9 protein-coding genes and 2 pseudogenes are annotated in these 20992 nt (G+C 69.6%); 8 read left to right on the forward strand and 3 right to left on the reverse strand.

Annotated elements, in window-relative coordinates; genetic code table 11:
* Nucleotides 1-101: 101 nt before the first annotated feature.
* From FHS42_RS24325 to FHS42_RS24340, 4 genes are all read left to right on the forward strand, one after another.
* Entirely contained in the window at nt 102-2336 is a 2235-nt protein-coding gene (locus FHS42_RS24325) for an AfsR/SARP family transcriptional regulator (RefSeq protein WP_184575715.1), read from the forward strand.
* A 341-nt stretch (nt 2337-2677) separates the two neighbouring features.
* Nucleotides 2678-7120 (forward strand): LamG-like jellyroll fold domain-containing protein, encoded by a 4443-nt coding sequence (locus FHS42_RS24330; RefSeq protein WP_184575451.1) that lies wholly within the window; start codon nt 2678-2680, stop codon nt 7118-7120.
* Nucleotides 7121-7351: 231 nt separating this feature from the next.
* Nucleotides 7352-14218: a polymorphic toxin-type HINT domain-containing protein gene (locus tag FHS42_RS24335; RefSeq protein ID WP_184575452.1), complete on the forward strand. Its 6867-nt coding sequence runs from the start codon at nt 7352-7354 to the stop codon at nt 14216-14218.
* Nucleotides 14215-14628, forward strand: a complete 414-nt coding sequence (locus FHS42_RS24340) for a HEAT repeat domain-containing protein (RefSeq protein ID WP_184575454.1) — start codon at nt 14215-14217, stop codon at nt 14626-14628. Before FHS42_RS24335 ends, FHS42_RS24340 begins: the two co-directional genes overlap by 4 nt.
* 52 nt (nt 14629-14680) lie before the next feature.
* On the opposite strand, the pseudogene FHS42_RS37425 reads toward FHS42_RS24340, so the two are convergent.
* Nucleotides 14681-14951 (reverse strand): annotated as a pseudogene (locus tag FHS42_RS37425) (tyrosine-type recombinase/integrase); the annotation flags it as partial.
* 55 nt (nt 14952-15006) lie between these two features.
* Nucleotides 15007-15261, reverse strand: coding sequence for a replication initiator (locus FHS42_RS24345; protein ID WP_246495353.1), 255 nt, complete (start codon nt 15259-15261; stop codon nt 15007-15009).
* A 310-nt stretch (nt 15262-15571) separates the two neighbouring features.
* Between FHS42_RS24345 and FHS42_RS24350 the strand changes: the two are divergent.
* Nucleotides 15572-16282 (forward strand): annotated as a pseudogene (locus tag FHS42_RS24350) (NAD(P)-dependent oxidoreductase).
* 30 nt (nt 16283-16312) lie between these two features.
* Here FHS42_RS24350 and FHS42_RS24355 read toward each other — a convergent pair.
* Nucleotides 16313-16918 carry a hypothetical protein gene (locus FHS42_RS24355; protein ID WP_246495355.1) on the reverse strand — a complete coding sequence of 202 codons (606 nt, stop codon included), beginning with the start codon at nt 16916-16918 and terminating at the stop codon, nt 16313-16315.
* Nucleotides 16919-17192: 274 nt separating this feature from the next.
* Here FHS42_RS24355 and hemL point away from each other — a divergent pair, with 274 nt between their 5' ends.
* The 3 genes from hemL to FHS42_RS24370 all read left to right on the forward strand — a co-directional run bounded on the left by hemL (nt 17193) and on the right by FHS42_RS24370 (nt 20933).
* Nucleotides 17193-18503, forward strand: a complete 1311-nt coding sequence (gene hemL, locus FHS42_RS24360; protein WP_184575458.1) for a glutamate-1-semialdehyde 2,1-aminomutase — start codon at nt 17193-17195, stop codon at nt 18501-18503.
* A gap of 98 nt (nt 18504-18601) precedes the next feature.
* A complete protein-coding gene (locus tag FHS42_RS24365) occupies nt 18602-19249 on the forward strand; it encodes a histidine phosphatase family protein (protein ID WP_246495369.1) in 648 nt (215 codons plus the stop codon).
* Nucleotides 19250-19727: 478 nt separating this feature from the next.
* Nucleotides 19728-20933 carry a polysaccharide deacetylase family protein gene (locus tag FHS42_RS24370; RefSeq protein ID WP_184575462.1) on the forward strand — a complete coding sequence of 402 codons (1206 nt, stop codon included), beginning with the start codon at nt 19728-19730 and terminating at the stop codon, nt 20931-20933.
* Nucleotides 20934-20992: the final 59 nt, after the last annotated feature.

Consider the following 20992-nt stretch of genomic DNA (forward strand, 5'->3'; position numbering starts at 1 on the left):
GATGAGCGCGCTATACCGTGGCTGGTGACTGTGCCCGGTAGGGCCGGGCCGGTGTGCCGGTGCCGGTGCCGGTGTCGGGGTTGGGGAAAGGGCGGATGCGGGTGCGGGTGGTGTTCGGTGTGCTGGGGCCGGTAGTGGCCTGGGACGACACCGGGGACCCGATTGCCTTGAGGGGGCCGCGACACCGCGCGGTGCTGGCCCGACTGATCATCGCCCGCCGCCGCGTCGTTCCGGTCATCCGCCTGGTCGAAGACCTATGGGTGGAGCCGCCGCAGGGAGCGGTGAGTGCCGTACGCACCTTCGTGGCCGCCCTGCGGCGTGCGCTGGAGCCAGCGCGCCCCCCGCGTGCGCCGGCCCGGCTGCTGGTCACCGAGGGGCCGGGGTACGCCCTGCGCGCGGAACCGGACACGGTGGACGCCTGGCGCTTCGAACGAGTGGTGGCCGCCGCCGCGGCGCTGCCACCCCAGGATGCGCTCGTACGGCTGGAAGAGGCGCTGGGCTGGTGGCGCGGGCCCGGCTACGCGGACTTCGCCGATGCGGACTGGGCCACGGCTGAGCGTGCAAAGTTGGCCGAATTGCGGCTGCACGCCGTCGAGCGGCAGGCGGAGGCCCGGCTCGCCCTAGGGCTCGCCGCCGCCGCGGTGCCGGACCTGGACGCGCATGTGGCCGAGCACCCCTGGCGCGAGGACGCCTGGCGGCTGCTGGCACTCGCCTTGTACCGAGCCGGTCGCCAGGGCGACGCGCTCGCGGTACTGCGCCGGGCACGCACCTTGCTGGTCGAGCAACTCGGCGTGGACCCGGGCCCGGCGCTGCGTCGCCTGGAGGCGGACATCCTCCACCAGGCGGAACACCTCGATCCGGTGCCGGCCACAGCCCCCGGCAGGGCGAAGCCCGCTCCCACAGCGGGCCCCGAATCGCCCGGCTCCGACGTGCCCAGCCTCGACTGGTCAGGCCCTGAATCGGCCGGTGCCGCGGCCCAGGTGTGGGTGCGGGCCGCAGCCGCGTACGACCGGACCGTGGCCTCCGGCGCCCGGGCCCGGCTGGAATCGACGGTGGGCCTGTTGCGCAGCCTCGCGGTGACCGGGGGCGATGGCCTGCGGCAGGCCCGCGAGCACCGCATGGCGACGGTGACGGCGGCCGAGGAGACCGGCGACCCGGAGCTGACGGCACGCGTGATCGGCGCGTACGACGTACCAGCGATCTGGACCCGCTCGGACGACCCCGAGCAGGCGGCGCAGCTCGTAGCCGCGGCCGAACGCACGCTGTCCGCGCTCCCGCCCGGCGGCCACGAGGCCGCGCGGGCCCGGCTGCTGGCCACCATCGCGCTGGAAGCCCGCGGCACGCTCCCGCGGTCCCTGCCGGTGGGCGCCGCGGACGATGACGCACCGGAACTGAAGGATGGTGCTCGGGGGCCGGAGGCTTGGCACATACGCACGGCACCCGTGGCGCGCGGGCTTCAGGCTGCCCGGCAGGCGGTCGTCATCGCTCGCAGCCTGGACGATCCCGCGCTGCTGGCGTTCGCGCTCAACGGCCTGTTCATGCAGGCGTTCCACCGCGCGGGCCTGGCCCCGCGCCGGGATGAGATCGGCGCCGAGCTCATTGCCCTCTCCGCCCGGCACGGCCTGGTCACCTACGAGGTGCTCGGGCACCTCATCCGCATCCAGGCCCGCAGCGCACTCGCCGACTTCGCAACGGCCGACCAGCACGCGGAAGCCGCCGACCGACTGGCCGAACGCCATGAACTGCCGCTGGTGGGCGTGTTCACGCAGTGGTACCGCGCGCTGCGGCTCGCCGCGACGGGCAAAGGGCCGTACGCCGAAGCTGAGTTGGCTTACCGAAAGGCCGCTGCGCGCCTCGAAGGTGCCGGCATGGCTGGCCTGGAGCACGGGCTGCTGCCGCTCGCGCTGCTATGCCTGCGCCTGTCGCGCAGCTGGCCCGCCCCGACCGACGTAATGACCGAGGTACGCGCTGATGTACGCACCGAGGTACGCACCGACGTACGCGCTGACGTAACCACCGATGTGCGCACCGACTGGGGCCCGTACGAGCCGTGGGCCCGCCCGTTGGTCCTGCTGGCCGAGGGCCGCAGGGACGAGGCGGCGGCGGCGCTGCGCGAGGCCCCGGTGCCACCCCGTGACCTGCTGTTCGAGGCCCTGTGGTGCCTCGTGGGGCGGGCGGCCATCGGTGTCGGTGACCGGGAGCTGATGGAGCGCGCCCGCGCCGAACTGGCCCCCGCGGCGTCGGAACTGGCGGGTGCGGGCAGCGGCCTGCTGACCATCGGCCCGGTCGCCCGGCACCTGGATGAGCTGGACGCGGCGCTGCGGGACGGCCGTTGAGCCTTCCCGGGAGTGGCCGGGCTGCTGGGGTGGCGTGGTGCGCGAGGGGGGCCGCCGTTCGCGCCGTCGTCCACAGGCCCTAGGTCGGGCCTTCACTGCTTACTCACAGGAAGTGCACGACGTGACGTTGTCGTGCAGGGCGCCCCGGGAAGACTTCTGCATCTCACCCTGCCGTTGAAGTTGTGACGTGCATCATATCGACATGTCTACATCGATTATCTACTTGCCACTCTTTGTGCGTATTTGCTGTAGTAGACCGACTGCGCTGCGTATCCCTACGGTCACCGCACTACCGCGATGTTGGTCATCGCGTTCGGCGGGGGAGGGGTGGTCGCGTGCGCATGCGCGCTGTTCGGGGTGTCGTGATCGGCACACTTGGTATCGCGTTATCCGTTGGGCTATTGCCCTCCACGGTGTCGGAGGCGACGGCCCGGCCGGCGGCTGCGCAGGCCGTGGAGGGGGACGCCGAAACTGGTTCCGAAGCGTCATCCACAACTGAGGGCAAGGGCGCGGGCAGCACACAGAGGAAACGTTTCTCCGCCTTATCCAAGAAGGCCGCACCCAAGAGCGCCACATCCAAGTCCGCCGCTTCCGAAACCGCCAGCTCCGAAAGCGCCGCGCTCGACCAGGCGCGGCGTACCGGCGCGAAGGTGGAGGTGACCTCGCTGCGGACCGAGACCAGCGAGGTGTTCGCCACTCCCGAGGGCGACGTGGAAGCGCGGGAGCACGTTCGCCCGGTGCGGGTGCGCTCGGGCGGAGGCTGGCGGCCGGTGGACACCAGGTTGCGCCGATCCCCTGAAGGGGCGGTGGTGCCCGGTGGTACGACGCTGGGTCTTGAGTTCTCCGGCGGCGGCGACGCCCCGTTGGCCCGGTTGCGCCGGGCGGGCCGCGAGTTGGCCCTGAGCTGGCCGAAGCCGCTTCCCGAGCCGCGGCTTGAGGGCGACGCCGCGGTGTACCCGGAGGTGCTGCCGGACGTTGATCTGCGGGTGACGGCAGAGGTGGACGGCTTCGCCCAGTTGCTAGTGGTCAAGTCGGCCGAGGCGGCGGACAACGAGGAGTTGGCCGAACTGCGGATGCGGGTCGCGGCCGATGGCGTGACGGTGAAGGAGACGTCCGAGGGGACCCTCGCGGCAGTGGATCGCGGGTCGGGCAACGCGGTGTTCGAGGCTCCGCAGCCGGTGATGTGGGACTCCAGCGGCACCTCCGCGCCACCGAACCGTGCGCCGAACGGCACGCAGAGCACCCGCGGCACGTATTCCCGTACGGCCCCCAAGACGAGCGCCAGCGCTGAGCAAGCCCAGCCGTCGCCAGGCAGCGCCGGGGGCGGCCGGCCAGCGCCGGTTGGCGTGGAGGTCGCCGCGGGCGGCTCTGAGCTGGTGTTGACGCCGGACGCGGAGTTGCTGACCGGCGAGGACACGGTGTACCCGGTGTACATCGACCCGCAGTGGTACACCCCGCGGGCATCGTCGTGGACGGTGGCCTCGCGGTACTGGGCGGGGACTCCGCAGTGGAAGTTCAACGGTGATGCGGACGCCGGGCTCGGCTACTGCGGTTGGGCGTACTGCAAGCCGGAGGACACCAAGCGGCTCTTCTACCAGATCCCGACCTCGCGGTTCACCGGCCGCAGCATCCTGTCGGCCGAGTTCGTGGTGCGCGAGACGCACGCGGCCTCCTGCGAGGCGCGGGAGGTGCAGTTGTGGCGTACGAAGCCGATCTCCTCGTCCACGACCTGGAACTCCCAGAACGTCGATGGCTTTTGGGCCGACCACCTGCGGAACAAGAGCTTCGCGTACGGCTTTGATGGGTGCGCGGCGGCGGACGCGGAGTTCGAGGTGGCCGGTGTGGTGCGGCAGGCCGCCGAGAAGGGTTGGCCTTCGCTCACCTTCGGCATGCGGGCCTCCAGTGAGAGCGACCGGTATGGCTGGAAGCGGTTCGCCGACGACGCGTACCTGCGGGTCAAGTACAACCGCCGGCCGACCCAGTTGCGTACCGCGCAGCTGACGATCGATCCGGGTGGCACCTGCCGCCCGGCCGATCAGGCGGTGCGCGTACGGTCGCTGCCCACGATGCGGGTGAACGACGTGAGCGACCCGGACGGCGACGCGGTGAAGGTGCAGTTCCAGGCCACCTGGGATGCCGGGGACGGGCAGGGGTGGAAGCCGCGCTGGGCCTCGACCACTACCGCCAAGCGCTCGGGTTCCGACTTCTCGACGAAGTTGCCGTCGAGTCTGCCGAAGAACAAGCGGATCGACTGGCACGCCCGGGTGTGGGATGGCGCCCAGTGGTCGCCGTGGAGCTATGACGGCTCTGCCCCCGGTTGCAATTTCCTACTGGACACCAGTGTGCCGGCCGGCCCGGCGATCTCATCGGGGCAGTACCCCCGCTCGGACGCGGAGGACCCGGAAGACCCATGGCGGGACGGGGTGGGCCGGTATGGAACCTTCACCATCGACGCGCCGGCGTCCGACGTCACGCGCTACTGGTTCGGCGTCAACGAGCAGCCCAGCAGCAAGCACACCCTGAACACCTCGGGCGGCGGTGCGAAGACGATGCGCTTCATGCCAACCCGTCCCGGCGTCAACTTCGTCACCGCCCAAGCCTTTGACGCCGCGGGCAACGGCAGCGAGCCGCGTACCTACTACTTCCGGGTACGCGCCGGGCAGCCGGACCGTATGACCTGGGACCTCGACGAGGACGCGGGCGCCACCGAGGTCAGCGGCTCAGGCGGGGGCTGGCCCGCGGAGCTGGCCGGCGGGGCGCGGGCCGGCGGAGAGGGCGCGGTCGCCGGCGGGCTGCACCTGGACGGCACCGACGACTACGCGGCCACACCATCGCCAGCCCTGCACACCGGCAAGAGCTTCAGCGTGTCGGCGTGGGCCAAGCTGCCAGCCGAGGGCGTGGACGGCGCGCCGGTCGTGGTCGCTCAGGCCGGCTCCCATGCCAGCGGCTACGAGATCTACTACTCCAACGCGTCGGGCGGCTGGGTCTTCCTGCGGCACACCAGCGACAACGCCGAGGGCAACGGCGTGGCCCGCGCGGTCCAACCCTCATGCCCGGCCGGCGACAGCGGTTGCGCCGCGGGCCGCCTGGGCACCTGGACGCATCTGACCGGCGTGTTCGACCACCCGGCCGGGCTGCTGCGGCTGTACGTGAACGGCAAGCAGGTCGGTACGGCGGCCTACCGTGAGCCGTGGGATGCCCGCGGCCCCACCTATCTCGGTGTGGCCTCCCACTACGGACAGCGCGAGGGCCACTTTCCGGGTGCCCTGGATGACGTACAGCTCTTCGACTACCAACTCACCGATACCCAGGTCGGGTCGCTCGCCGACAAGAAGCCGGTGACCACCGGCGGCCGACCGGCCAAGGTCGGCTGGAACCTGGACGAGGACGCATCGGCCACCGCTGTCACCGGCCGTGGCCAGCGGGTCGCGGGAGCCATACGCGGCGGGGCGAAGACCGGCACGCCCGGCGTGGCCGGTACCGCCCTCACCCTGGACGGCGCCGACGACCACGTACGCACCAGCCAACCGATCCTCGACACCCACCAGAGCTTCGCCGTGTCGCTGTGGGCCCGGCTGCCGAAGGACGCGGACAACCGTGCCATGGTCGCCGTCACTCAGGGCGGCGACAAGCTGCGCGGCTACGAGCTGTACCACTCGGCGACGCTCGGGTGGGTCTTCCTGCGCGCAGGGGCCGACGACCCGGCCGCGCCCGTGGTGCGCGCCGCGCAGGGCGCCTGCCCGGCCACTGCCCCCAACTGCCCGGCGGCGGGGCTCGGCGAGTGGGCGCATGTGGTCGCCGTCTACGACTACGACATCGGACAAATGAAGCTGTACGTCAACGGCGTGCTCAAGGCCACCGAGGCGTTCACCACGCCGTGGCTCGCGAATGGTCCGGTCACCATGGGGGCCGCCGATTACCCGGATGGCACCGGCGGGTTCTTCCAGGGGGACGTGGACGAGGTCCGCATGTACGACCGGGTGATCTCGGACGACGAGGTGCGCCAACTCTTCCGGCAGCGCCCGCTGGTCAAGGGCCGCTGGAAGCTGGAGACGGCGACCGGTACCCCGGCCACCTCACCGGACGACTCCACCGCCCGCCGGCCGCTCACGCTGTCGAGCGGCGCCCGGATCGGGACGGGCTGGGTGGACGACAAGGCCCTGCTGCTGGACGGGGTGGACGACCACGCGGCGACCACCGGCTCACCGATCGACTCCGGCGCCAGCTTCACGCTGGCCGGCTGGGCGCAGGCCGCGGCCGTCCCGGACGGTCCGGCCACGGTGCTCAGCACGGAGGGCAGTCGGCGCAGCGCGGTCGCGGTGCGCTGGGTGCCGGGACCGGGGGCGGGTTCGCCAGGGCGCTGGCAGGTGACGCTGCCAGCGAGCGACACCGATGGGGCGGCGGTGACCACGGTGGAGAGCCGGTCGTTCGCGGACGCACGCGACTGGAACCACCTGGCGGTCGTCCACGACGGCTTCGCCGATCAGGTGCAGCTTTACGTCAACGGGCGACTGGAGACGCTGGTCTGCCCGGACAGTGATGGCGACGGCACCGCCGACGAAGCGACCTGCGCCGGCAACGTCTCCTGGTCTGACAACGCCCTCTCGTTCACGGGCAGCAAGGCGCTCCAGATCGGCCGGACCAAGACCGCCGGGTCCTTCGGCGAGCACTGGCCGGGCGCGGTGGACGACGTGTGGGCGTTTCAGGGGGCGCTGAGCGAGGGCCAGGTTGCCGCACTGGCCGAGGGGAAGCGCGGCACTCCGACGGAGATTCCGCGGGACTGAGCGCGCGGGCCGCCGCCGGATGACGGCGCGGCGGCGGCCCGCGGCCCCGTAACGCCGCATAGCGCCCCATGACGCCCCGTAACGCCCCGTAACGCCTCAGAAAAAGGGCTGGCCTCCGCACGCCCTCCTTCAACCACCCCATGACCGAGCCTGCCCGGCGCGCGTGCCGCGGCGGGCCGCACCAACGCGGCACGGCGCGGCCGTGACCGTACCGAAGGAAGCGGGAGAGAGATGAACGACAGATTCTTAGCGACCCGACACAGACGGGCGGCGCGCCGAAAAATCGGCGTGCTCCTTTCGGTGGCGTTACTCGTCGGCCTGGTGCAGGCCACCGGGGAGACCGGGGCCAGTGCGGCCGATGACGGCAGTGGCCGGCCGGACCTGCCGCGCTCGGAGAAGTCCGTGCCCGGCGCCGACTTCGGCAAGGTGAAGCCCCGCCCGGCCAACGCCGGGCCGCGCACGCCCAGCCGCGCACCCCGGGCGGTCTGGCCGAAGGCCGGCAGCGCCACGGTGCGCCTGCCCGCGGCCAACGGGCGGCGCTCGGCGGCCAAGGCCACCCCGCCCGCCCCGACGCGGGCCGGTACTCTGCCGGTCTTTCTCATGCCAACGCCGCGGGCTGCCGAGCCGACGCGCGAGAAGCACGGGCAGCGCAGCACGACGGGCACACCCGGCACCGACGTCACCGTCCGCGTCGAGCCGCAGGCGAAGGCCGAACGGGCCGGTGTCTCCGGTGTGTTGCTGTCCCTGACCGCTCCCCAGGCGGGCGCGTCCGGCATCGAGGTGGACTACGCCGCCTTCGCCGAGGCGTACGGCGGCGGCTACCTCTCTCGCCTCACCCTCGTCCAACTGCCGGCCTGCGCGCTGACCTCGCCCGACGACGCGAAGTGCCGCACCGCGACGCCTGTGGCGTCGGTCAATGACACCGAGAACCGGCGTTTGAAGGCCGCGTCGGTACCGTTGCGTGCCGGTGTGCCGACCGTGCTGGCCGCCATGGCCGGTGATGAGGGTAAGACCGGCGACTACAAGGCGAGCACGCTCTCGCCCTCCGCGTCCTGGCAGACCGACCTCAACACCGGCGACTTCGGTTGGTCTTATCCGATGGAGGCGCCGGACGTCCCGGGCGATCTGGCCCCTGACCTGGGCTTGTCGTACTCCTCGGGTGCGCTGGACGGCCGGACGAGTTCCACCAACAACCAGGCGTCCTGGGTCGGTGACGGCTTCGACCTGTCGCCCGGGTTCATCGAGCGCCGCTACAAGCCCTGCTACGACGACGGGGTCAAGAACGCGGACGGCCGGGAGCCCGGCGACCTGTGCTGGGGGTACGACAACGCGTATCTCACCCTTAACGGCAAGGGCGGCGAACTCGTCCCCACCGGCAAGGACGAATGGAAGCTCCGCAAGGACGACGGGACCCGGATCACCCGCCTCACCAGCGGCGATAGGGCCAACGGGGACAACGACAACGAGTTCTGGCGGCTGACCGACACCGATGGCACCCAGTATTTCTTCGGCTACCACCGACTGCCCGGCTGGGCCAGCGGCAAGGAGACCACCGACTCCACCTGGACGGTCCCGGTCTACGGCGACGACGCGAACGAGCCCTGCCACAAGGCCGCCTTCGCCGACTCGTGGTGCCAACAGGGGTGGCGCTGGAACCTCGACTACGTCGTGGACGTGCACGGCAACGCCATGGCGTACTACTACGACAAGGAGACCAACTCCTACGGTCGCAACCTCAAGGACACCGACGACACCCCGTACACCCGCGGCGGCTACCTGGACCGCATCGAGTACGGGCTGAAGTCCTCCGACCTGTACAAGGACAAGGCCCTGGCCAGGGTGGACTTCGCCCAAGCCGAGCGGTGCCTGCCGCAAACCGGGGTGACCTGCGCGCCGGACACCATCGACGACAAGAAGTTCTACTGGTACGACACCCCCTGGGACCTCAACTGCAAGGCCGGCACCACCTGCGACAAGGGCCGCCTGTCGCCCAGCTTCTTCACCCGTAAACGGCTGGTCGAGGTCAGTGCCGAGATCCTCAAGGGCACCGCGTACGCCAAGGTGGACTCCTGGGCGCTGAACCACCGTTGGGGCGAGGCCGACGTGGACCGGCAGCTCCTGCTCGACAGCGTCCAGCACACCGGGCACGCCGCGGCGACGGCGATCACGCTGCCGAAGACGACGTTCGCGTACACCCAGTTGGAGAACCGGCTCGACAAGACCGGTGACGGCTACGCCCCGTACATCAAGGCCCGCCTGTCCAGCGTCGCCGACGAGTACGGCGGGCAGGTGGACATCGCGTACTCCGCGCCCGACTGCTCCTTCTCCCGCCTGCCGACTCCACAGTCCAACACCGGCCGCTGCTTCCCGCAGTTCATGGGCGGCTCCAACAGCGACGACCCCGAACGGCACTACTTCAACAAGTACGTGGTGACCTCCACCACCGGCACCGACCGCACCGGCGGCGCCCCCGACCAGGTCACCCGGTACGCCTACCTGGGCGACGCGGCCTGGCACTTCGATGACGACGACGGCATGACCAAGGAGAAGTTCCGCACCTGGTCGCAGTGGCGCGGCTACGGGCACGTGCGGGTGAACACGGGCGGCCAGGGCGAGAACGGCATGAAGACGCAGGAGGAGCACTACTTCCTGCGCGGCATGGACGGCGACCGCGAGGCCCCATCCGGCGGCACCAAGGACGTCAACATCACCCTCGGCGCCGGCGAGGGCGCCGCCATCCCCGACCACGCATCGACGGCGGGCTTCGAGTACAAGACCGTCACCTTCTCCGGGCCCGGCGGCAAGGTGCTGGAGAAGGCCGTGGAGCGGCCCTGGCACCACCAGACCGCGCAGCGCGTCCGCGACTGGGGCACGGTCACCTCCGACCTGACCGGCACGGGCCACAGCAAGCAGTGGACCTCGCTGGACGACGGTGCGGGGCAGAAGTGGCGCACCACCGAGGCGACCACCAGCTACGACACGGTCGCTGGCCGGATCACCCGGGTGGACGACGCCGGGGACACCGGCACCAGCAGCGACGACCGCTGTACCCGCACCACCTACGCCGACAACACCGCCGCCAACCTGCTCACCCTGCCCGCTCGCGAGGAGGCCGTGGCCGCCGCGTGCGATGCCACCCCCGACCGCGCCAAGGACGTCATCTCCGACGTACGCACCGCCTACGACGGCGGCGCCTATGGGGCCGCGCCGACCAAGGGCAACACGACCGCGACCGCCACCCTCAAGTCCCACGACGGCACCAAGGCCACCTACCTGGAGAGCGGCCACAGCGTTGACGGCTACGGGCGCGTGCTCACCGAGACCGACCTGACCGCGACCGTCACCGCCACCGGCGACGCGGCCCCGGTGCGCCAGGCGCGCAGCGACGGGCGCACCACTACCACCGCGTACGCCCCCACAACCGGCCACCCCACCAAGATCACCGAGACGACGCCGCCCGCGACACCCGGCGACGCGGCCACCGCCCAGACCACCACCACCGACCTCGACATCGCCACCGGACAGCCCACCGCGATCACCGACACCAACGGCAACGCCACCGAGTACGTCTACGACGCGTTGGGCCGCACCACCAAGGTCTGGCTCGCGGACCGCTCCACAACCAATGCCACCCCGCCCAACTACGAGTTCACCTACACCGTCACCGAGGGCAAGGCCGTCGCCATCGGCACCAAGACGCTGGAGAACGGCGGCCGGCAGCGCACCACGTACCAGATCCTGGACGGTCTGCTGCGCGAGCGGCAGACCCAGGAGCCCGGCCCCGGCGGCGGGCGGGTGCTCGCGGACGTCTTCTACGACGACCGCGGCCTGCCCGCGAAGAAGTTCGCCCCGTACTACGCCGAGGGCAACCCGCGTACCGCCCTGTTCGCCATGAACGACGCCCTGTCGGTGGAGACCCAGACCTGGCACACCCACGACGGGCTCGGCCGGGAGACCGAGGTCCGCCAGATCGCCGGCAACGGCGACGGCGGCAAGGTGCTCAGCGCCACCCGCACCCTGTACGGCGGCGACCGCTCCACCGTCATCCCGCCCGAGGGCGCCAGCGCGGTCACCACCGTGACCGACGCCCGCGACCAGACGATGGAACTGCGCCAGCACCACGCGCGCTCCGCCGACGCGGCGTTCGACACCACCCGCTACACGTACACGCCCGCCGGCAAGCTCGCGAAGGTCACCGACCCGGCCGGAAACGCCTGGGGCTACGGCTACGACCAACTCGGCCAGCAGATCCGCGCCGACGACCCGGACAAGGGCACCACCCACAGTCGCTACGACGACCGCGGCCAGCTCACCTCCACCACCGATGCCCGCGGCACCACCCTGGTCAACGTCCACGACGGCCTGGGCCGCAAGACCGAACTGCGCGAGTCAACGACCACCGGCACGCTGCGTGCGAAGTGGGTGTACGACACCGTCAGCCGCGGCAAGGGCCAACTCGCCGAGTCCACCCGCTACGTGAACGGCCACCCCTACACCTCGAAGGTCACCTTCTACGACCGGCTCTACCGCGCGCTCAAGAGCGAGGTCGTCATCCCGGAGACCGAGGGGGCCCTGGCGGGTACCTACCACACGCAGCAGGCATTCGACATGTCGGGCCTGCCGCGCAGCCTGAGCTTCGGCCCCGCCGGCTCGCAGCCCGGCGTGGGCACCACCTTCTCCTACGAGGACGGGACGCTGCGACCGATCCGGGTCAACGGCGACGGTGCGCGGGCCGACGTCTCGTACACCCTGACGGGCAAGCCGCAGCAGTACGCCTTCGGCCTGACCGATGGCCAGCGCAAGACGTGGACCACGCACAGCTATGAGTGGGGCACCCAGCGGCTGGCCAGCAGCCGCGTGGACCGCGAGGACGTCCCCGGCGTGGACCGCAACACCAGCTACCACTACGACCAGGCCGGCAACGTCACCTCGCTCGCCGACGTCTCCCGCGACGGCACGGACAACCAGTGCTTCGCCTACGACCACCTGCGCCGCCTCACGCAGGCGTGGACCCAGCCCACCGCCACCTGCGCGCAGGCCCCATCGGGCGGCGCGATCGGCGGGCCCGCCCCGTACTGGCAGTCCTACAGCTACGACAAGGTCGGCAACCGCCTCACCGAGACCGAACACGACCTGACCGGCGCCGCCGCCAAGGACACCACCCGCACCTACGCCTACCCGGCCCCCGGCCAGCCCCGCCCGCACACGCTGACCTCGGTCGCCACCAAGGGTCCCACCGGCACCGCGCAGGACACCTACGACTACGACGAGGTCGGCAACACCCGCGCCCGCACCCTCGCCGGCGACACCCAGAACCTCACCTGGGACGCCGAGGGCCACCTGGCCGAGGTCACCGAACCGGTCGGCGACAAGGGCAAGAGCACCACGTCGTACGTCTACGACGCCGACGGCAACCGACTCATCGGCCGCACCGACACCGAAACCACGCTCTACCTCGGGCCAACCGAGGTCACCCTGGCCAAGGGCGCCGACAAGGCCAAGGCCACCCGGTACCTGGACCTCGGCGGCGGCCACCAGGCGGTTGTCCACGACGACCGCAGCGTCACCTACACCCTCGCCGACCACCACGGCACCGGCGAACTGGCCATCACCGCCACCGACCTGGCCCTCACCCAACGCCGAAACCTCCCCTTCGGCGCCCCCCGCGGCACGGACCCGACCACCTGGCCCGGCAGCAAGGGCTTCGTCGGCGGCACCAAGGACACCACCACCGGCCTCACCCACCTGGGCGCCCGCGAGTACGACCCGAAGCTCGGCCGCTTCATCAGCGTCGATCCGGTCATGGACCTGACCGACGCCCAGCAGATGCACGGCTACACGTACGGCAACAACAACCCGCTGCTGCACAGCGACCCGAGCGGCATGTGGTTCGGCGGCTCCTTCAAGAGCGCCTTCAAGTGGGCGATGCAGGCTTACAACTCTGCCAAGCGCTACGTACGCAGTAGTTACGGCTCTGGCGCGGCGGGCGGCCGGGTGAGCGGGCAAGGCAGCTACAGCGGCTTCGCGGGGCGACCGGTGACCAGGTACCGGCCGGCGAGGTACCGGTCCGCCGGCTACCGGAGCAGCCGGGTGGGGGTTCGGACGGGCATCGAGAACGCGTTCGATCTCCCTTGGAGTGACTGGGATGACAAAGCGATAGAAAAGGGCACGGACGTCGTTGAGTTCGGCAAGCAATTGGTCATGGAGGATTTCGAGCAGTTGAAGGACTGCTCGGGCAACATCCTGCAACCGGAATGCCTGGTGCTCGGAATGGGCGCGCTGCCGGTGGGCAAGCTCGGCAGCATAGCGCTCAAAGGTGTGAGCAAGGCAAAGCGCGCCCGCCAGACCAAGAAGGTCCGCGAGGCGAAGGACTGCCACAGCTTCCTGCCCTCCACCATGGTCCTGCTGGCGGACGGCTCCACCCGTCCCATCAAGGACGTGAAGACCGGCGACAAGGTCCTGGTCACCAACCGCGACACGGGTGAAACCGCGCCCCGCGAGGTGGTCGGCACGATCGTCACCGATGACGACAAGGAATTCGTCGATCTGAAGGTGGCGGGGGCCGAGAAGGATTCCCTGATCGCCACGGCCACGCACCCGTTCTGGGTGGAGAACACCGACTCCTGGGTCGATGCGGGTGACATCACCGCGGGCATGCGTTTGCGCACACCGGACGGCAGCACGGTGCAGGTGGCTTCGACCCGCCACTTCAGCCAGCTCCAGCGTACGCATGACCTGACGGTCGCTGGGGTGCATACGTATTATGTGGTGGCTGGTGGGGCGCCGGTGCTCGTTCACAACAGCGACTGTGATGACGCTGGCCGAGGGCTTTGGCGGCTAACCAAGGAAGGCTCGACGAAACTTCTAAAGGGAGGTCCGTTCAAGACCACCTTCCATAAGAGTGCCTCGGACGGTACCTGGTGGACTCCGGATGTGACCGGCCACGGTGAATCGGCGTTCAAGGTCTATCGGGAGACCAGTAAGGGTCTCGAATGGATCTCGGATGCCGATAAATACGGCGACTACATGCCGGACAAGTGGAAGGGCGATACGGGGAAATTCATACCGAACAGCAATTTGCGAGGCGTCAAGAGATGATCAATACTGCCGACGAGTTTGTGCGGCTGCGCAACAGCTCAGATCCACAGGAACGTCGCAGGGCGGCAGTTGAGGGGGCGTCCGCGCAGGTATGGATGGAGGTCGTCGATCGATATCCGGAAGAACGGGTGGCAGTTGTCCAGAACAAGACGGTGCCGTTGGCTGTTCTGGAAATACTGATCGACGACCCTGATACTCGCGTCCGTTTCATGGTGGCCATGAAGCGGAAACTGTCAGCGGACCTCCTCGAGCGCCTCGCTCACGATGTGGACGAATCGATCAGAATGAGGGTCGCGCAGCATAGGAATACGTCGAGGGAGACATTGGAATCCCTTCGGCGCGACCCCTGGAGCGAAGTTCGCGCGGCTGTGGACGACCGACTAGGCGGCACCAGCAGCGATCTCCGTTGAGGTGAGTCGATCGGACCGTAGAGCCCCACGGAAATTTTATTTCGGTGGGGCTCTACAGCCTTTTGACGGCAACGGTAGCGGACGACGGCTGCGGTGGGCGAGACGTCGGGGCGTTGCCGAGGGTGTCGATGGCCTGGCGTTGGAGGCGGAGTCGGACGTGGGTGTAGACGGTGGCGGTGACGCTGATGTGGGCGTGGCAGAGGAGTTCTTTGCTGACGACGAGGTCGCGCCCTGTTCCAGGAGGAGGGTGGCGGTTGAGTGTCGGAGGTCGTGGAACGGATGGTCCGGAGGTCCGCGCCGTGGAGGAGGTGGCGGAAGCTTCGGGGCCACCTCTGTGCGAAGGACGGCGAGCGGGGATGAGGTCATCAGCAGCCCCCCTCAGCCGCGAACTGCCGTTCCAGCTCCTTGTGATGCCAGACGTCGGCCGCGAGGAAGACCGCGCCGGGGCTGTAGCCCGGGCCGAGGTAGTTCCCAGTGGCCGACGACGAGCGTGGTCGTCGGGTCGGACAAGGGCAGGTCGGCGTGGGCGCGGGCCTGTTCGGTGTGCCAGGCGCGGCGGGCGTCGCGCAGCGCGCCCCGGGTGGTGGAGTAGCGGCGGGACTTGGTGGAGAAGTAGCCCCGAAAGCCGAGCATGTGCGCACACTTTCAGAGCTTGAGATCGGCGAACTCCGGCAGGCGGCCCAGCTCCCAGCAGGTGCGGATCATCTGCCGCACGTAACGGGCGACGGCGAGCCGGGGCAGGGGCCGGGCAATGGCCGGTGCCGTCGCAGGCGGTGCGGGGGAGCGGGGTTCCGCGGGGGCAAGAGGGTGGTGCCGCGTCCCTGGCAGGGGCGGCAGAACAGGGCGCGGTCGAGGGTGCCGGAGGCGTCGGCGGATTCGGTGGCGTACTTGGCCACATAGGTGGCCGCGGCCATGAGGATCTGCCGTGCTCGGCGCCACCGTAATGCAGTAGTCAGCTGATCACCGAGGCCGGCGCACGCGGACACCGGGTGCGCGCCCTGTCCCGAACGCCGATAGGGCCGATAGCTGAGCATCCGAACGTGACGCCGATCGCGGTCGATGCGAACGACCCGTACGCCGTACGCGAGGCGCTCGCTAGCTCCGCCGCGCATGGCGCCGCAAACAGTGCTCTAAACAGCACCGCGGAGGGCGCCGCAAACAGCGCCGCAAACGGCACCGCGGACGCCGTCGTGCTGGCCGTGCGGACCACCCCGGTTGATCAGCCGTTTCTGGTCGGCGCCACCCGCACCGTGCTGGACATCGCCGCTCAGCTTGGCCTTCGGGTCCTCGTGGTCGGCGGTGCCGGCGCCTTACCTAGCCCCGATGACGGCGAACTGCTGGTCGCCGACAACCCTGCTTATGTGCCCGGCGATTTGAAGACCGCCGCCGCCGGGATCGCTCAGTTGCGGACCTGCCAGGCGCATGGCGGCGCCGATGGGTCTATCTGAGCCCGCCGGCCCTGCTTGAGCCCGGCGTACGAACCGGCCACTATCGGCGCGGCACGGACACCTTGCTCACCAGCGCCGATGGTCGGTCGTGGATCAGCGCTGAGGATGTGGCCGTCGCCGTGGTCGATGAACTGGAGGCACCCGGCCCCGAGCGCCTCATCACCGTCGTCCACCGCGCCGAACTCCCCGCCGGCATGAGCCGGTGAACGAGCGCCCGCTCTCAGCGAACCCTCAGCTCACGGCCACACCAAGCAATACGCCTGATGCCCCGCCTCATGCAGTCGATGGCTGAAATCTTGCCATTCGTGGAGCAGTTGGTAGACCGTGAACGCGTCGCGAGGGCCGCCGCGGTCGGGGACGGTGGACCAGATGAACGCCGCGGCGCCCACGGATTCCTCGCCTACGCCGCGCAGCGGATCGACGACCGTCATGGGGAGCTTGACCACGGCGTAATCGGGATGGAGGACGACGAGCTCCAGCGGGGGCACCTTGTGTAGGGGTATGCCCTCGATGCCGGTGAGGACCATGGCCGCCATCGTCTCTGGCTTGATCTTGGTGAACATGCCGTGGCCGAGTTCATCGCCGCCGAGCTCCTCGGGGCGCATCGAAATGGGGACGCGGGCCGCTGTCGCGCCGTTCGGCGCGCCGAAGTATTTGTACGTCACCCCCATGCGGCCGCCTCTGTTGTCCCCGTTGGCCTCACTCCGCCGGTGGCGGCCAAGCCGCTGACCCTCCCGGCTCTCCCGGCCCCCGCGGCCTTTTCGGCCCGCAGCATGGGGAACACCAGGGCGCTCGGGACCCCGGTCACCGGTCCCCTCGCCCAGTTCGCCACCGCGATGCATATCTCCACCCGACCACTCGCGGCTACGGCCGCGCAACCCGATCATCGTGACAGAGACCTCCCCCAGGAGGGCGCCGCGAAACGCCCCGCCGCAGGACCCCATGAGCCTCTGACACCATGGCTTGTGTGAGCTATCCGTTCGAAGCCCCAGTTTCGCAGACGCGCGGGGGCTGACGCCCGGTCGAAAGCGAGGAGATTCCCCGCGCTGTCGCCCGCCGGTGGGTCGCGCCGAAACGTCGTGGCCCTTCCCTACGTCTTTGCAGGTCAGGACCCAAGTGCCTTTTCCGTATGAAGCCCCAGTCTCGCAGACGCTCTTCGATCGTGCGGGCGTCGTCACACCCGGTGGCGTGAACTCTCCGGTGCGGGCGTTCCGCGCTGTGGGTGGTACGCCCCGCTTTATGGTGTCCGGTGCCGGTCCGTACCTGACGGATGCGGACGGACGCGAGTATGTCGATCTTGTGTGCTCATGGGGACCGATGATCCTCGGCCACTCTCACCCAGAGGTCATCGCTGCCGTGCAAGCCGCCGTCGCTCGCGGCACCTCCTTCGGTACGCCGGGAGAGGGAGAGGTCGCGCTCGCGGAAGAGATTGTGGCCCGTATCGAACCCGTTGAGCAGGTTCGGCTGGTTTCGTCCGGCACCGAGGCGACGATGTCGGCGATCCGGTTGGCGCGCGGCTTCACCGGGCGCGCCAAGGTGATCAAGTTCGCGGGCTGCTACCACGGGCATGTGGACGCCCTGTTGGCCGCGGCGGGCTCCGGTGTGGCCACCTTCGGACTGCCGGACACCCCTGGCGTGACCGGTGCGCAGGCCAGCGAGACGGTCGTGTTGCCGTACAACGACCTGGAGGCCGTGCGTGCCGCCTTCGCCGCGCACCCGGACGAGATCGCCTGTGTGATCACCGAGGCGTCTCCCGGGAACATGGGCGTGGTTCCGCCGCTGGCCGGGTTCAACGCCGGGCTGAAGGAACTGTGCGCGAGCAACGGTGCGCTGTTCATCTCCGACGAGGTGATGACCGGGTTCCGTGTGTCTAAGGCCGGTTGGTACGGGATCGACGGTGTGCGTCCGGACCTGATGACGTTCGGCAAGGTGATGGGTGGTGGCTTCCCGGCCGCGGCCTTCGGCGGGCGGGCCGATGTGATGGCCCACCTCGCGCCGGCAGGACCCGTCTACCAGGCCGGGACGTTGTCGGGTAACCCGGTCGCCACCGCCGCGGGGCTGGCCCAGCTCAGGCTGCTGGATGACGCCGCGTACGGGACGGTGGACGCGGTATCGCAGGAGGTGCGCGGCCTGGTGGGCCATGCGCTCGACGCGGCGGGCCTTGCCCATCGGATTCAGGTGGCGGGCAACATGTTCTCCGTGTTCTTCACGGACGCCGATGAGGTCGTGGACTACGCGGGTGCCAAGGCGCAGCAGGCGTATCGCTTCACCGCCTTCTTCCACTCGATGCTCGCCCAGGGCGTCTATTTGCCGCCCTCGGCCTTTGAGTCGTGGTTCGTGTCCACGGCGCACGACGAGCGGGCGGTGGAGAAGATCGCCGCTGCGTTGCCGGGGGCGGCGCGGGCCGCCGCGGAAGCCACTGAATGATGGACGGTATGACGAACAGCGACAGAGACCGCGTGGTGGCCGGCGACGGCAGCGGCAGTGCTAGTGGCAGTGGCAGCGAGACCACTGTGGTGCATCTGATGCGGCACGGCGAGGTGCACAACCCCGATGGCGTGCTGTACGGGCGGCTGCCCGGCTATCACCTCTCCGACCTCGGCCGGCAGATGGCCGACCGGGTGGCGGAGCACCTTGCCGGGCGGGACATCACCCACGTCGTGGCCTCCCCGCTGGATCGTGCGCAGGAGACCGCGACGCCGATCGCCAAGGCGCACGGTCTGGAGCTGGCCGCCGACGAGCGGCTGATCGAGGCGGACAACGTCTTCCAGGGCAAGACCTTCGGGGTGGGCGACGGCGCGCTGCGCAAGCCCGCGAACTGGCGGCACCTGACCAACCCGTTTCGGCCCTCGTGGGGCGAGCCGTACATCGAGCAGGTGGTACGGATGATGGCCGCGCTCGGTGCTGCGCGGGACGCGGCTCGCGGGCACGAAGCGGTTTGCGTCAGCCACCAGCTTCCGATCTGGGTGGTGCGCAGCTTCGTGGAGCGGCGGCGGCTATGGCATGACCCGCGCCGGCGCCAATGCACGTTGGCGAGCCTGACCACTTTCACCTACCGCGGCGACAAGATTGTGTCGGTCGGCTATTCCGAGCCGGCCCTCGATCTCGTCCCCGTGCATCTGCGTGTGGGTGCCAAGCCGGTGAAGGGCGGCGCCAAGGGGTTTGGCGCGTAGGCCAGTTCGGCCCTTGTGTCGTGTTTCTCGCTCTCTTGGTATGAAGGTTTTGTGCGGTTGTGGTGTGCGTTTCGGCTGTCTTTTCGTAAGCGTCACCGCGTGTCGTAACGCGTGTCATTTCGTGTTATCCGCCGAGTGATTATCGGTGCCGTTTCCGCCGCTGGCCTGGGCGTCCGCGCGGCTGGGTGAGGTGTGGCGGTACGCGGCGGCCTCGCGGGCCGCGCTGCTGCGGTATCCCGACGGCGTTCCGACGACAACGCGACCCGGTGGTCCTGCCGGGTCGCGTTCGTCATTTTCGCCGCGGTGATGGCTCTGCGTAAGGCCGCGTACGCACAGGGCTGAGAAGTTCGCAAAGCCAACCCCAAAAGTTGATTACATCCTTGAAATCGGAACCTCTCTGGCTTTCGTGCCCTCTCCTCTGTCGTCCCCCTTGTGGGGAATAGCGGCGGGATGCAGAGCAATACGAGATGGGGATGTAATGCGCGACTTCAGTCGGCGGGGAGTGCTCGGCCTCGGTGCGGGCGCTGGAGCGGCGGCGGCGTTGACCGTCGCGGGCTGCTCGTCGGACTCCGGCGATGGCGGCGGCTCCAAGGCACCGAACGGCCAGCAGACCACTCAGGCCAAGGCGCGGCCGATAGGCGACGGCTCGACCGCGGACACCGGCCCACAGCCGGGCCAGCCGGGCAAGCCCGAGCGCCTGGAGCCGGGGCAGCGACCGCCGCAGTTCGTGATCTTCTCGTGGGACGGTGCGGGCGAGGTGGGCAACGGCCTCTTCCCGCGCTTTCGGAAGCTCGCCAAGGATCACGGCGTGTCCATGACCTTCTTCCTGTCCGGCCTGTACTGCCTGCCCGAGTCGAAGAAGAACCTCTACCGGCCGCCGAACAACCCCGTGGGCGCCTCCGACATCGGCTACCTCACCGATGAGCACATAAAGGAGACGCTGAAGAACGTGCGCGAGGCGTGGCTTGAGGGCCACGAGATAGGCACCCACTTCAACGGGCACTTCTGCGCCGGCTCCGGCTCGGTGGGCCAGTGGACGCCGGCCCAGTGGCAGTCCGAGATCGACCAGGCCATGTCGTTCGTCACCAAGTGGCGCACCTACACCGGCTTCACCGACCTGGAGCCGCTGCCCTTCGACTACAGCAAGGAACTCATCGGCGGCCGTACGCCCTGTCTCCTTGGGCAGGACAACCTGCTGCCCACCGCCAAGAAGCTCGGCTGGCGCTACGACGCGAGCTCGCCCGGCGGCCTCCAGGTCTGGCCCACGAAGAAGCAGGGCATCTGGGACTTCCCGCTTCAGCAGGTGCCCTTCCCCGGCCACTCCTTCGAGGTGCTCTCGATGGACTACAACATGCTCGCCAACCAGTCGAAGAACGCCACCCAGGGGCCGAAGGCGAACTACCCGATGTGGCGGCGGGAGGCGACCGGCGCGTACATCAAGGGTTTCCAGCGGGCGTACGAGACCAACCGTGCGCCGCTGTTCATCGGCAACCACTTCGAGAAGTGGAACGGTGGCATCTACATGGACGCCGTCGAAGAAGCGCTCAAGCACATTGCCGACGACAAGCGCAAGGACGTGCGGCTGGTGTCCTTCCGGCAGTTCACGGACTGGATGGACGCGCAGGACCCGCAGGTGCTCGCGAGCCTGCGCAGCCTTGGCGTGGGGCAGAAGTTCGGGCAGTAGGCACGAAGTCCGCTGCCGCGGCCCGCGCCACAAAGCTGCCGCGGCGGGCTGCGGAGGCG

Source organism: Streptomyces zagrosensis, from assembly GCF_014203645.1.
Classification (GTDB): domain Bacteria; phylum Actinomycetota; class Actinomycetes; order Streptomycetales; family Streptomycetaceae; genus Streptomyces; species Streptomyces zagrosensis.